Origin of the sequence: Streptomyces tibetensis, assembly GCF_040647715.1 — a bacterium.
GTDB classification, from domain to species: domain Bacteria; phylum Actinomycetota; class Actinomycetes; order Streptomycetales; family Streptomycetaceae; genus Streptomyces; species Streptomyces tibetensis_A.
Genome location: NZ_JBEZCR010000010.1, coordinates 33275 through 47186, shown reverse-complemented (window position 1 = coordinate 47186; position 13912 = coordinate 33275). Strand labels below are relative to the sequence as shown.

The following is a 13912-nucleotide window of genomic DNA, read 5'->3' as shown; positions in this document are numbered from 1 at the left end:
GGTGTGTGGGGTGGTGTGCTTGCTGCGGGGAGGCCTCATCAGGCGCGCCAGTGGGGGTCGTAACCGCTGGTCAGCTTGCGCTGGTTGTGGCGCCATCGGGGCTCGTGGTTGACGAGCTCGTTGGTCATGCCGCGCAGTCGGCGGACGACGGCCCCGTAGGGCTTGATGACCAGGGACGACAGGGTGCTGCCCGGGGGTTCGTCCATGAACGGCATGAACGCGTCGGGGAAGCCGGGCATCGTGCAGCCGATGCAGATGCCGCCGACGTTGGGGCAGCCGCCGATGCCGCCCATCCAGCCGCGCTTGGGCACGTTGCAGTTGACGACCGGACCCCAGCAGCCCGTCTTCACGAGGCACTTGGGTGAGTTGTAGTCGGCGGCGAAGTTGGCCTGCTCGTAGTACGAGCCGCGGTCGCAGCCCTCGTGGACCGTCTTCCCGAACAGCCACTGCGGGCGCAGCATGTGGTCCAGCGGCGGCGGGGGCGCGGAGCCGGCCGCGTGGTAGAGGACCCAGATCAGGGTCTCCATGAAGTTCTCGGGCTGGATCGGACAGCCGGGCACGTTGACGACGGGCAGGCCGGCCTGGGAGGTGTAGTCCCAGCCCAGGTAGTCGGCGAGGCCCATGCAGCCCGTCGGGTTGCCGGACATGGCGTGGATGCCGCCGAAGGTGGCGCAGGTGCCGGCGGCGACCACCGCCCAGGCCTTGGGGGCCAGTTGGTCGATCCACCAGTTGAGGGTCTGCGGCTCGCCGGTCTCCGGGTCGTTGCCGAAGGACGTCCAGTAGCCGTCGCCCTCGATGATGTTCTGGTTGGGGATGGAGCCCTCGATGACGAGGATGAACGGGGCCAGCTCGCCGCGTACGGCCGCCCGGTAGGGCGCGAGGAAGTCCTCCCCTCCCAGGCTGGGCGAGAGCACCTTGTTGACCAGGTTCACCTTCGGCAGGCCCGGGATCAGCCCGAGCACCAGGTCCTCGATGGAGGGCTGGTCGGCCGCGGTGAGCGAGACGGTGTCGCCGTCGCAGCTCATGCCCTCGGAGATCCAGAGGATGTGGATCTCGTCGATGCCCTGCCGGACCTCGGACCGTTCGGGTTCCTTGCTGACTTCTTCGGTGCTGCTGTGGGTGGTCATGTCACTCGGCCTCCGCTGCGGGGGTGTCGGAGTCGGACGTGTGCCGCGCAGGAGCTGCGGCGGGAGCCGGTGCCGACGGCTCGTCCGGGGATCCGGCGGGCTCGAGGGGTTCGAGCTCGTCGGGCCGGAAGTAGTGGAAGCGGCCGTACCAGTTGTTCAGTTCGGCTGCGGGGTCGTCGTCGAGGGTGACGGCGAGGTGCGTGCTGCCGTCCACGTCGTGGAAGACGGCGGCGACCTCGGCGGTCCGCCCGGCCAGGAACATGTCCTGGGCGTCGGCGCCGCGTCCCCGGGGGCGCAGCCGTACGCGGCTGCCGCCGCCGAGCCGGACGCCGTCGACGAGCACGGTGTCGGTGGTCGGGCAGAGACCGTCGTCGCCGCCTTCCTGCCACCAGGCGGGGCGGTCGGCGGGCGCCGTGGGGGTGACGGTTGCCGGGAAGGGGTCGACGGCCGCCGGGGCGGTGATCGGGGTCAGGAGAGGTTCGGCGGATGCCGTGGGGGTGGCCGGCGTCAGGGAGCGGACGGCGCCGTGCAGCCGTTCGAAGACCTCCTGCGGCATGGTGTCGACGCGGTCGAGGATCGCCGCCGCCCGCGGGTCGGTGGCTCGCGCCTCGCGCTTCTCCTCGTCGGTCAGCAGCATCGTGCGCAACGTGAGGATCTCGTCGATCTCCGCGGCGTCGTGCAGGTCACCGGGGCTTTCGGGCGCGACCTGGGGATGGTCGGGCAGGATGATCGGCGCGGACAGCAGGACGCGTCCGGTGTCCCCGGCCTCGCCCCCGAGCACAGGGAAGGTGAACTCGTTGCGGCAGGCGCGCACGGGCGCTTGCAGATCCGCCGGTGGATCGATCAGCGAGACGAACTCCACCCCGTCGCCGCCCACGAGGGTGTGAGTGGCGATGAGGGCCCGGCGCAGTGCCTCGTCGCGCGCGGTGCCCGGCCCTGGTGCGGGCGCGGTGTTCGCGGTGCGTACGCGGATCCGGCAGAGGTCCTCGGCGAGCCGCTCGGCGGTGAGGGTGGTCTCGGCCCGGATCTCCTCCCGGCTGCGCACCACCCGCCCGGTGCCCTCGGGCAGCGGCTCGACGTCCTCACCGGCCGCGGCACCCACCGCGACGGTGCGTGTGCCCCGGAGGAGTTCGTCGAGGGAGACCTCCACCTCGCACTCGCGCGGCAAAGCCTCGTCGAAGGTCAGATGCACCGTGCCGTCGTCGGTACGCAGCGACTGGACGGGGTGGCCCGCTTCCTCCACCTGCTTGCGCTGCATCTGGAGGTAGCGGACCCGCACGCGGACACGGGCGCTGTCCGGCCGGCGGATCCGCAGCAGGCACTCGGTCTGCTGGTACCAGGAGTCGGCGGAGCCGGAGACACCGGGGAGGACGGGGCCGTCCGCCTCGACCCAGTCCCGGGGGAACAGCACGCCGAACTGCCAGCGAACCCGGTTCTTGGTGGAGGAGCGGCGGTAGGGGTAAAGGAGGTAGCCCTCGTAGAGGACGGCGTCGGCGACGGCGCTGAGCTGCTCGAAGACGCCCGGGGACGGGCGTGTGCCGACCGTCGTGGCAGCGCCCTTCGTGCCGCCCTCGGCCAGTGCCTCCGCCATCGCGTCTCCTCGTCCTGTGTGCAAGCGATCTCTGTGCAAGCGGTCCCTGTGCAAGCGGTCCCTGTGCAAGCGCATCCCTTCCACCACGGTCACACCGCTCATCCACGTTCGCCTCCTCCGGCCCAGTCCGATTGGGCTGTTCGGGGTGGTCACGGTGCCGGCGCCGTGGGGCGGCGCGGGAGGAGACACAGCGACGGGACCGTCGGCGCCGGGCGTACGGAGGCGGACCGGGCGGCGCGCCGGAACTCGTAGGTGGCCCGGGGACGTTTCCCCGGAGCCGGTGGTCGTCCGGATGGCACACGTCACCCGCACATACCGGCGCGTCACGGGAAGGCGTCACCTCATGGACCAGCCGACACACCACCCCCGCCCCACCACCGGCCCCGCCGTCACCACCCTGGCCGACCCCCTGGTCAACAAGGGCACCGCGTTCAGCCGTCGCGAACGCGTCGAACTGGGCATCGACGGACTGCTGCCACCCGCCGTGGAGACCCTGGACGAGCAGGTGGCCCGCGCCTACGAGGCGTTCCGCGGCTACGACAAGCCACTCAACCGGCACATCTATCTGCGACAGCTCCAGGACACCAACGAGGTGCTCTTCTACCGTCTGGTCACGGAGTACCTGGAGGAGCTGCTGCCCGTCGTCTACACGCCGACGGTGGGCGAGGCCTGCCAGAAGTTCAGCGAGATCTACCGGCGGCCCCGCGGCCTGTTCCTGACCTGGGAGGACCGGCACCGCTTCCGGGACATCCTGCGCAACCGCCCGCACCGGGACCACGACGTGGACGTCATTGTCGTCACGGACGGCCAGCGCATCCTCGGCCTGGGCGACCAGGGGGTCGGCGGCATGGGCATCCCCATCGGCAAGCTGAGCCTGTACACGGCGATCGGCGGCATCCACCCGGCCCGTACCCTGCCGATCCTGCTGGACGTCGGCACCGACAACGAGGCCCTGCTCGACAATCCCCGCTACCTGGGCCGGCGCGACCGCCGGCTGACCGGCGCCGAGTACGACGAGATGATCGAGGCGTTCGTCTCGGCGGTCGAGGCGGAACTCCCCGGGACGCTGCTGCAGTGGGAGGACTTCGCCACCGCCCACGCCCATCCGATCCTCGCCCGCTATCGCGACCGGCTGCTCACCTTCAACGACGACATCCAGGGCACCGCGGCCGTCACGCTCGGCGCCCTGTCCACCGCGGCGGACGTGGCCGGCACCCCGCTGACCGAGCAGCGCGTGGTGATCCTTGGTGCGGGCTCGGCCGCGATCGGCGTCGCCGACATGATCCGTACCGCCATGGTCGACGAGGGGTTGTCGAAGGATGAGGCGACGGCCCGGTTCTGGGTCCTCGACGTCGACGGCCTGCTGGTGTCCTCGCGTTCCGAACTGACCCCGCAGCAGCGGGAGTTCGTCCGCGATGACAGCGAGGTGGCCGACTGGGACGGCACCGGCCTGGCCGAGGTGGTGCGCCGCGTGGAGCCGACGGCGCTCATCGGGCTGTCGACGGCGCACGGCGCGTTCACCGAGGAGATCGTGCGGCAGATGGCGTCGACCTGCGAACGGCCCGTCGTCTTCCCGCTGTCGAACCCCACCTCGCACTCCGAGGCCGACCCGGCGGACCTCACCCGCTGGACCGACGGGCGGGCACTGATCGCCACCGGTTCGCCCTTCCCGCCGCTCACGGTCGACGGGCGCGAGGTGCCCGTGGCGCAGTCGAACAACGTGTACGTCTTCCCGGCCATGGGGCTCGCGGTGACCGCGAGCGGGGCCACCCGGGTCACGGACCGCATGCTCGTGGCCGCCGCCCGGGCCGTCGCACGGTGCGCGGTGCGGGCGGCGGACGGCGAGGACCTCCCCGTGCCGCTGCTGCCGCCGCTGACCGGGATGCGGGAGTCCGCCCGCGAGATCGCCCTGGCCGCGGCCCTCGCCGCCGTCGAGGACGGGGTGGCCCCGCAGGCCACGGAGGAGGAGTTGCGCAAGGCCGTCACCCGGGCGCAGTGGACGCCCCGGTACGAGGACTAAGGAGGCGTGTGCCGGCCCTCAGTGCCCGCAGTGGATGATGCCGGGCCCGGGCCGGCATCGCCCGAGCGACGCCGCGCAGTACGCCCACGCGTGGGTGTTCGTCAGCACGAACAAGTGCGCCGATAGGCTGATCACCATGGAGCATGGGAGGGCCGGAGGGCCGGCCGGAGCGGTGTGCCCGGGGTGCGGCGGTGGCCGGGTCCGGACGGTCGAGCAGGCGCGCGGTGGTAAGGGTGCGATGCGGGACGACCTGTACGGCCGACTGGCCCCGGGGCCTGACAAGACAGGCGACGGGTGCGTGCACGTCGCGGAGGGCCTGGTGTTGACCGGCATGGGCATCGCCTTCGCCTACGTCGGCGTGCACCAGGACAAGCCGCTGTACCTGGTCGGCGGGGCGGCGTTCGCTCTGCTCTGCTTCGTCGGGACCATCGTGGTCGCACGGAGCGACGGTCGGGAGAAGGCCGCGGCCGAGGCCGGGGCTCAGCGCGCGGAACGTCTGTGGCGGCCCGCGCACTACTGCTCCGACTGCTCCTCGGTGTTCTGCCCGGGTCACGCCCCGTGGCAGGGAGCCCTCACCCCGGAACAGTTCAAGAAGCTGGTGTGGACGGAGGCCGGCTACGCCGACCAACTCCCCACGGGCGACAAGGCCAGGGACGCAGTGCTTCCGTCGGGCGTCCTGCCGCAACGGTGAGGCACGAGGGGCGGCGGAGCCACTCCCCGCGCCTCCTCGTCGCGCGCCGCCTCGGTCCCGCCCCTCACCCGACCCGGATGCCCACGATGCACGTGTCGTCGTCGGTGTCCGACTTGCTGTAGGTCAACAGGCGGTCCAACTGCTGGTCGAGGGTGCTGGGTGCCGTACGGGCCGTGGTCAGGAGGTAGGTCAGGGACTCCTCCACGGGCCGGTCCCGGCGCTCGACCAGGCCGTCCGTGTACATCAACAGGGTGTCCTCGGGGGCCAGTTGGAGCTCCGTCTCCTCGTACACGGCCTCCGGGACGGCCCCCAGCAGCAGTCCCTTGACCAGGGGCAGCGGGGCCGCTTCCGTGTCCCGGACGAGGACGGGCGGGAGGTGTCCGGCCCGGGCCCAGCGCAGTGTCCGCGTGACCGGGTCGTACAGGCCGCACACCGCCGTCGCGGTGACGGCACCCGTCAGGTGGTGCGCCACGATGTTGAGCCACGACAGCAACTGCCCCGGCCCGGCACCGGTCACCGCCAGGCCGCGCAGCGCGTTGCGCAGGACGACCATGCTGGTGGCGGCCTCGATGCCGTGCCCGGCGACGTCCCCCACGCACAGCAGCACCTTGCGGGACGGCAGGACGACGGCGTCGTACCAGTCGCCGCCCACCAGCTGCTCGGTCTCCGCCGGCCGGTAGCGCACGGCCACCTGGAGGCCGGACACCTGCAACGGCGCCTGGGTGGGAGGCATGATGGCGTGCTGCAACTGCAGGGTCAGCCGGTTGCGTTCGGTGGCCTGCTGCTCGGTGTGCGCCAGCTGGTCGCGGGTGGCGGCGAGCGCCACCTCGGTCCAGTGCTGGGCCGAGATGTCCTGGTAGGCGCCGCGCACCAGGAGGAGCCGGTCGTCGGTGTCGAGCACGGGTTCGGCGACGATCCGGATGTGACGGGTCACCCCGTCCGGCCGCTGCAGCCGGAAGGCGGCGGCCGCCGGCCGCTGGTGGTGCAGCAGCGTGCGCAGGAAACGGCGGATGGAAACGCCGTCGTCGGGGTGCGCATGGGCCGGCAGCTCCTCCAGAGGCACCGGGGTGCTCGTCTGGGGGCGTCCGTACAGGTCGAAGAGCTGCCCGTTCCAGGTGATCTCGCCGGTGAGGACGTTCTCCTCGAACCCGCCGATACGGCCCAGCCGTTGGGCGTGCTGAAGCAGGCTGGCCAACCGTGCCGTCTCGTCCTCGATGCGCCAGATGAGCAGGACGGACGTGCCGTGGCGGCTGATGCTGATGTCCGCCACCGCCGAGAGCGAAACCTGGTCGACAAGGGCTGTGAGGTTCAAGCGGCGGGCCCGGAAGGGCTCACCGGTGGCGTACACCCGCTCGACGCGCTGGAACAACTCGCTGTCCCCGGCGGCCATCGGGTAGGCCTCCAGGAGCAGCGCGCCGTTCACGACCGCCCGCGGCCTGCCCGCCGGGTCCAGGAAGCGGTTGTTCACGTGCTGGATACGGAAGTCCACCAGGTGCCCGTCGCCGTCCAGATGCGGCACCAGCACGAGGGCGGGGTCGTACAGCCCGTCCGCCAGATCCATCAGCTCGGCGGCGTCCGGCAGCACGCGCGGCTCCTGGGCCGCTCCCTGTGGCGGCGTGTACATCTCCAGGGTGTGGGCGCACAGTTCGGCCAGCGCCTCCAGCTGCCGGACGATCTGCGGGGACTGCGGCGCCTGCGGGGTGGGCCAGGCGATCTCCAGCACACCGTGGATGCGGCCTCCGGTGCCGGCGGGCAGGGCGGCCCGGCCGCCGTCCGGATGGTGGTGCAGGCCGATGGTGGGCAGGCCGGTCGCGCCGAGGGTGGCGATCCACTGCCCCTCGCGCTCGATGAGTCCGCGTCGCGCCACGGTCACCACGTCCGGCGGGACGTAACGCCAGCGCTCCGCCTCAGCCGGTGAAAAGCCGGCGCTGCCCGCCAGGGTGAGCGAGCCGTCTGCGCCCGCGGCCCAGACGGCCACGGCCACCGCACCGAGCGGGCGCAGCGCCTGCTGCAGCAGGGCGTCCGCCACTGCCTGGGCGTCGTCCGCTGCCAGTACTCCGCTCTCGGCCGCGCGCAGGCGCACGGCGGCCGACTCGGTCTCCGCCTCGTCCGCGGCCCTGGTGGCGGCGAGGAAGGCGTCCGTCACCTCGGACATCCGGTCCCGGGCCGCCTGGTTGATGACGTCGACGGCGAGTTCCAGGGGGGTGACCTGGGCCTGCTCGGCCAACTGGGTGAGCTGGCGGGCGGCCTGGGCCGGACCGCACTGCAGCCGCTCGACCAGAACGCCCTTGGCGAGCTCGATCAAGGCACGCCCTTCGGCCTCCGCCTGAGCGGCCCGCACCTCCCGGCTGAGCCGTTCCACGGTGGCCGCGAGCCGACCCACCGGAGAGGCGGATGAGCGGTCCTCGACGTCGGCGGGCGGTTCGTCGCGGAACGCCGACGGGCCGCTGGGGGTCTCCGCCTGTTCGTCGGAGGACTTGGACTCCCCGTCCACGGCCGGGGACGAAGCGTCGGAGGTCACCGACGGCAGCGAAGACTCCGGATCCGCGGCCGAGCCGTGCTCCGGCTCACCGCCCCGACCCGGCTCGCGCGGCTGCTCGGACATGCTCACGGTGTAAAAGCTCCTCGGCTGGGGTGCCCTGGGGCGCGGAACGACAGGCGCTGCGGGGCGCCCGGCCCGCCGGTCTGGGGGCCGGGCACCGGTGTGCTCATGCGGGCAGCCAGCGGCGGACGCAGGCCATGAGGTCGCGCGTGTCGACGGGCTTGGTGACGTAGTCGCTGGCCCCCGAGGAGAGGCTCTTGTCCCTGTCACCCGGCATCGCCTTCGCCGTGACGGCGATGATGGGCAGCTCGGCGTACTGCGGCATGCGGCGGATCTCGGCCGTCGCGGTGTAACCGTCCATCTCCGGCATCATCACGTCCATCAGCACGAGGGCGACGTCCGGATTGTTCACCAGCGTCTCGATGCCTCTGCGGCCGTTCTCGGCGTGCAGGACGCGGAAGCCGTGGAGCTCCAGGATCCCGCTCAGCGCGAAGAGGTTGCGCGCGTCGTCGTCGACGACGAGAACGGTCCGGCCGGCCGACGTGTCATGGACGGCGGGCGGCGTCAGATGCTGCGGCCCTTCGGTCCTGACGAGGGAGAGCACGTCCCCGGGTTCCTCCGCGGACAGGTGCAGGGCGATGCGCTCGCGCAGTTCGTCGAGGCTGGACAGCAACTCCAGTGCGCCGCCCTCCGAGCGGGAACGCAGCGTCTCGTCCAGGGGCACGTCCGCGGGATGGCTGCTGTGGACCAGCACCGGAACGCTCGTCAGCGCCGAATCGCCCTCCAGGGCCTGAAGGAAGCGGGACGCCTCGTCGTCGGGCATGTCCAGCTCCAGGACGACGCAGTGGCACGGCTCGGACGCGAGGGCACCGGCCGCCTCCTGTGCGCCGACGGCGGTGATGATGTCGACCGCGGGGCGCTGGGCACCGTCGGCGCGGCCGTGCGTCAGGTCGGCGACCACGCTCTCCGCGACGAGGGTCAGCAGGCCGCGCGAGCGCTCCTCCACGACGAGCAGACGCCGGGGCCGGGGGCCGGGCCCGATCTGGGGCACCGGCACCGAGCCGGCCAGTCCGTCCGGCACGGGTTCCGCCAGGACCCGCTCCAGGGTCCTGCCATGGCTGAGCAGTTCCTCGAAGTCGGGGCGGGCCACGGGCAGGAACAGTGTGAACGTACTGCCCTGACCGGGCGTGCTGTGCACCGAGACGGCACCGCCCAGCAGTTGGGCGATCTCCCGCGTGATGGACAGGCCCAGGCCGGTGCCGCCGTACTTCCTGCTGGTCGTGCCGTCCGCCTGCTGGAAGGCGCCGAAGATCGTCTCCAGGTGCTGCTCCGGGATGCCGATGCCGGTGTCCTTGACCCGGAAGGCGACCACGGCGGCGCCCCGCACCACTCCCTCGGGGACCTCGTCGTCGGAGGCCGGCTCGATGCTCAGTTCCACGCCGCCCTGCTCGGTGAACTTCACGGCGTTCGACAGGAGGTTGCGCAGCACCTGGCGCAGCCGGGAGTCGTCGGTGAGCACGTCGGCGGGCGCGCCGGGCGCGGTCGTCACCGTGAACTCGAGGCTCTTCTGCGTCGTCATCGGCCGGAAGGTGGCCTCGACGTACTCGATGAGCTGCCGCAGCGTCACCCGCTCGGGCGTGACGTCCATCTTCCCGGCCTCGACCTTCGACAGGTCGAGGATGTCGTTGATCAGCTGCAGCAGGTCCGAACCGGCGGAGTGGATGATCTGCGCGTACTCGACCTGCTTGGGGGTGAGGTTGCGGGAGGGGTTCTGCGCGAGCAACTGGGCGAGGATGAGCAGGCTGTTGAGCGGGGTGCGCAGTTCGTGGCTCATGTTGGCCAGGAACTCCGACTTGTACTTCGAGGCCAGCGACAGCTGCTGGGCACGGGTCTCCAGCTCCTGGCGCGCCTGCTCGATCTGCAGGTTCTTCGCCTCGATGTCCCGGTTCTGCGCCACCAGCAGCGAGGCCTTCTCCTCCAGCTCCGCGTTGGAGCGCTGCAGTTCCTCCTGCTGCACCTGCAACTCGGTGGACCGGGCCTGGAGTTCGACCGTGAGGCGCTGCGACTCGACGAGCAGCTCGTCGGTGCGGGCGTTGGCCACGATGGTGTTGACGTTGACGCCGATGGTCTCCATCAGCTGCGCCAGGAAGTCCCGGTGGATCTGGGTGAAGCGGGTGACCGACGCCAGTTCGATGACGCCCAGGACCTGGCCCTCCACCACGATGGGCAGCAGCACCAGTGCGGACGGCACCACCTGGCCGAGGCCCGAGGAGATGGTGACGTAGCCGTCCGGCAGCTCCTCGACCATGATGGTGCGCCGGCTGCGCGCCGCCTGTCCGACGAGGGTGCGGCCGAAGGCGATGCGGGAGGGGCGGCTGCTCTCCTCCGGGTAGCCGTAGGAGCCGACGAGCCGCAGTTCGGGCCCGTCCTCGCCGTCCTCGGCGAGGTAGAAGGCTCCGTACTGGGCCGACACCAGCGGAACCAGCTCGTCCATGATCAGCTCGGCGACCACGGGCAGGTCGCGGTGGCCCTGCATCAGGCTCGAGATCCTGGCGAGGTTGGTCTTGAGCCAGTCCTGCTCCTGGTTGGCCCGGGTGGTCTCGCGCAGGGACTCCACCATCGAGTTGATGTTGTCCTTGAGCTCGGCGACCTCGCCGGACGCCTCGACGTTGATCGACCGGGTCAGGTCGCCCTCGGCGACGGCGCTGGTGACCTCGGCGATGGCCCGCACCTGACGGGTCAGGTTGCCCGCCAGTTCGTTGACGTTCTCCGTCAGGCGCTTCCAGGTGCCGGAGACGCCCTCGACCTCGGCCTGGCCGCCGAGGCGTCCTTCGGTGCCGACCTCGCGGGCGACTCGCGTGACCTCGTCGGCGAACGCGGACAGCTGGTCGACCATCGTGTTGATCGTCGTCTTGAGTTCGAGGATCTCACCGCGGGCGTCCACGTCGATCTTCTTCGACAGGTCGCCCCGGGCCACCGCGGTCGTCACGAGCGCGATGTTGCGCACCTGGCCGGTGAGGTTGTTGGCCATCGAGTTGACGTTGTCGGTGAGGTCCTTCCAGGTGCCGGCGACGTTCGGCACGTGCGCCTGGCCCCCGAGGCGCCCCTCGGTGCCGACCTCGCGGGCGACACGGGTGACCTCGTCGGCGAACGCCGACAGCGTGTCGACCATCGTGTTGATGACCTCGGCCAGCGCCGCGACCTCGCCCGCGGCCTCCACCGTGATCCGCTGCGACAGGTCACCGCGCGCCACGGCGGTGGCGACCTGGGCGATGGAGCGGACCTGGCCGGTCAGGTTCGACGCCATGACGTTGACGTTGTCGGTGAGGTCCTTCCAGGTCCCCGACACCCCGCGCACCTGGGCCTGGCCGCCGAGGCGCCCCTCGGTGCCGACCTCGCGGGCGACACGCGTGACCTCGTCGGCGAACGCCGACAACTGATCCACCATCGTGTTGATGGTGCTCTTCAGCTCCAGGATCTCCCCGCGCGCGTCCACCGTGATCTTCTGCGACAGGTCGCCCTTGGCCACCGCCGTGGCCACCAGGGCGATGTTGCGGACCTGGCCGGTGAGGTTGCCCGCCATGAAGTTCACCGAGTCGGTGAGGTCGCGCCAGGTGCCCTTGACACCCTTGACGTCCGCCTGGCCGCCGAGGCGCCCCTCGGTGCCGACCTCGCGGGCCACGCGCGTGACCTCGTCGGCGAACGCCGACAACTGATCCACCATCGTGTTGATGGTGCTCTTCAGCTCCAGGATCTCCCCGCGCGCGTCCACCGTGATCTTCTGCGACAGGTCGCCCTCGGCTACGGCCGTGGTCACCTGGGCGATGGAGCGGACCTGGCTGGTGAGGTTGCCCGCCATGTGGTTCACGGAGTCGGTGAGGTCACGCCAGACACCCGCCACGCCGGGCACCTGCGCCTGGCCGCCGAGCCGTCCCTCGCTGCCGACCTCGCGGGCCACGCGCGTGACCTCGTCGGCGAACGCGGACAGCTGGTCGACCATCGTGTTGACGGTCTCCTTCAGCTGAAGGATCTCGCCCCGGGCCGGCACGTCGATCTTCTGCGAGAGGTCGCCCTTGGCAACCGCCGTGGCCACCTGGGCGATGTCGCGGACCTGGGTGGTCAGGTTGCCGGCCATCGCGTTGACCGAGTCGGTCAGGTCGGCCCAGGTGCCCGAGACTCCCGGCACCTCCGCCTGCCCGCCGAGCGTGCCCTCGGTGCCGACCTCACGGGCCACTCGGGTGACTTCGGAGGTGAACACGGACAGCTGGTCGACCATGCCGTTGAAGACCGTGGCGATGTCGCCCATGAGGCCGTCCGCGTCGTCCGGCAGCCGGGTACCGAAGTCCCCGTCGCGAACGGCTGTCAGACCGGCCAGCAGCCGACGCAACTCCTGATCACCCGGCACCGCATCGACGACCCCAGTGCTGTCGCTGGTCATGCGCACCCTCGTTCCGCTCCCCGAGAGCCCTCTGAGCAGAGGACTCGGACCCCCCGGACCGATGTGCGGCCCGGTTGTCATGCAAGCGTGTTCCACGGTCACAGATGTGTATGCGGTGTGGAAATACGCCGCAGGTTAACCCACGTTTCAAGCCCTGAACAAAGCCGGAGCAACCATCCTCGGCCGAACTGCGCCGGCGCCCCCGGACCCGTCGGCGCCGGCAGGCGGACCGGGGAAGTGCCGGGCGAGCGAGGCCGGCCCGCTCAGGAGACGGCGGCGTCGTCGACGGAGTCCCGGATCTCCAGGAGGGCGTCGATCCCGGTGATCTCGCAGAGCCGCCGCAGCTGCGCCGACGGCGCCACGACCCGCAGGGTGCCCGCCTGGTGGGTCAGGATCAGCAGATTCAGCAGGGCCGAGTCGGCGAAGGTGATGCCGGAGGCGTCCAGGATCACCTTCGGATGCTTCCTGGCCGCGACCGGGAGCGCGTCCGCCAATGGCGTGATCGAGTCCATGTCGTAGGAGCCGCGGGCGATGACGACCCAGGCCCCGCGCCATTCGTACTGCAGCACCGAGGCCCCTTGCGAGGTGGGCGCGGCGGGCTGTTCCGGCTGCGTCTCGACGCCGGCATCGCGCGTGAGCGCCGGCGCGCCGGCCTCGTCCCAGGGCATGGTCGGGCTCCTTCTGTGGATCCCCCGAGGGGAGCACGTCATATGTTGCATGAAAAGTATGTCACGTATCTACGTTCCGGCAACGGGCTCCTCTAAAATGCTGCGCATGGTCGGAGTGCCCGAGTCCCACAGCGGATGGACGTTCATCACCAGCCACGCGCGCGTACTGGCAGTCATTGCCGACAACCCGAACGTCCGCATCCGTGACATCGCTGCCCGCTGCCGTCTCACGGAACGTGCCGTCTCCCGGATCATCGCCGATCTGGAGCAGGACGGTTATCTCTCCCACACCCGGGACGGACGCACGAACACCTACCGCATCGAGCCGGACAAGGTGTTGCGCCACCCGGCCGAAGCAGGCCTGTCCGTGGCTTCCCTGCTCTCCCTGCTCCTGCAGGACGAGTCCGCCCGGGTCAGGAATCCCGTCGCCGGATAGCCGGCCTGCGAGGACCTCGAGGTCTCGCTCGATGACGGCTCGCTCGGTGGGAGTCAGCCTTGTCGTTGGCCGCGCCGTTGTAGCCGACTTCCTGGCCGGGGGTGAGACGGATCGTCATGTGTCCGCCCAGACTGGCGCTGGAGTAGACCCTGACATGGTCCTTGACCCCCGGCCCCGAGATCCCGTGGTTCGCCCAGGAGGAGTCCGTGTCCGCGATCCAGCTCTCCCACCAACGGTCGTCGCCGGACCAGTTGGCACGCTGGCCGGAGAAGTCGGCGTTCTGCCAGAGGCAGAACTCACCGCGCGGGCACTCGACGGCGTCTGCCGGGCCGGCCGTGGTGAGGGCACCGGCGAGGAGGCCGGGCCGTGCGCGGTCACCCCGGCTCCCTGGCGTCCCTC

At 71.1% G+C, this 13912-nt stretch carries 8 protein-coding genes and 1 pseudogene; 3 read left to right on the top strand and 6 right to left on the bottom strand.

Annotated elements, in window-relative coordinates:
- Window positions 1-38: 38 nt before the first annotated feature.
- Together AB0B29_RS25600 and AB0B29_RS25595 are read right to left on the bottom strand one after the other, a co-directional pair.
- On the bottom strand, window positions 39-1127 hold the full coding sequence (locus tag AB0B29_RS25600; protein ID WP_362243826.1) for a hydrogenase expression protein HypE: 1089 nt from the start codon (window positions 1125-1127) through the stop codon (window positions 39-41).
- A 1-nt stretch (window position 1128) separates the two neighbouring features.
- A complete protein-coding gene (locus AB0B29_RS25595; RefSeq protein WP_362243825.1) occupies window positions 1129-2718 on the bottom strand; it encodes a hypothetical protein in 1590 nt (529 codons plus the stop codon).
- 343 nt (window positions 2719-3061) lie between these two features.
- Here AB0B29_RS25595 and AB0B29_RS25590 point away from each other — a divergent pair, with 343 nt between their 5' ends.
- Both AB0B29_RS25590 and AB0B29_RS25585 read left to right on the top strand, forming a co-directional pair.
- Window positions 3062-4738, top strand: a complete 1677-nt coding sequence (locus tag AB0B29_RS25590) for an NAD-dependent malic enzyme (protein ID WP_362243824.1) — start codon at window positions 3062-3064, stop codon at window positions 4736-4738.
- A 136-nt stretch (window positions 4739-4874) separates the two neighbouring features.
- Complete coding sequence (locus tag AB0B29_RS25585) at window positions 4875-5429, top strand: MrpF/PhaF family protein (protein ID WP_362243823.1); 555 nt, start codon at window positions 4875-4877, stop codon at window positions 5427-5429.
- 64 nt (window positions 5430-5493) lie between these two features.
- Here the strand turns inward: AB0B29_RS25585 and AB0B29_RS25580 are convergent, their stop codons facing one another.
- The 3 genes from AB0B29_RS25580 to AB0B29_RS25570 form a co-directional block, all read right to left on the bottom strand.
- Window positions 5494-8040 carry a SpoIIE family protein phosphatase gene (locus tag AB0B29_RS25580; RefSeq protein ID WP_436845880.1) on the bottom strand — a complete coding sequence of 849 codons (2547 nt, stop codon included), beginning with the start codon at window positions 8038-8040 and terminating at the stop codon, window positions 5494-5496.
- A 97-nt stretch (window positions 8041-8137) separates the two neighbouring features.
- Window positions 8138-12409 carry a HAMP domain-containing protein gene (locus AB0B29_RS25575; protein WP_362243822.1) on the bottom strand — a complete coding sequence of 1424 codons (4272 nt, stop codon included), beginning with the start codon at window positions 12407-12409 and terminating at the stop codon, window positions 8138-8140.
- Window positions 12410-12672: 263 nt separating this feature from the next.
- Window positions 12673-13077 (bottom strand): STAS domain-containing protein, encoded by a 405-nt coding sequence (locus AB0B29_RS25570; RefSeq protein ID WP_362243821.1) that lies wholly within the window; start codon window positions 13075-13077, stop codon window positions 12673-12675.
- 106 nt (window positions 13078-13183) lie between these two features.
- Here AB0B29_RS25570 and AB0B29_RS25565 point away from each other — a divergent pair, with 106 nt between their 5' ends.
- Window positions 13184-13513 (top strand): helix-turn-helix transcriptional regulator, encoded by a 330-nt coding sequence (locus AB0B29_RS25565; protein WP_362243820.1) that lies wholly within the window; start codon window positions 13184-13186, stop codon window positions 13511-13513.
- On the opposite strand, the pseudogene AB0B29_RS25560 reads toward AB0B29_RS25565, so the two are convergent.
- A pseudogene (locus AB0B29_RS25560) lies at window positions 13491-13856 on the bottom strand (peptidase inhibitor family I36 protein); the annotation flags it as partial. The gene AB0B29_RS25565 and the pseudogene AB0B29_RS25560 sit on opposite strands and share 23 nt — an antisense overlap.
- Window positions 13857-13912: the final 56 nt, after the last annotated feature.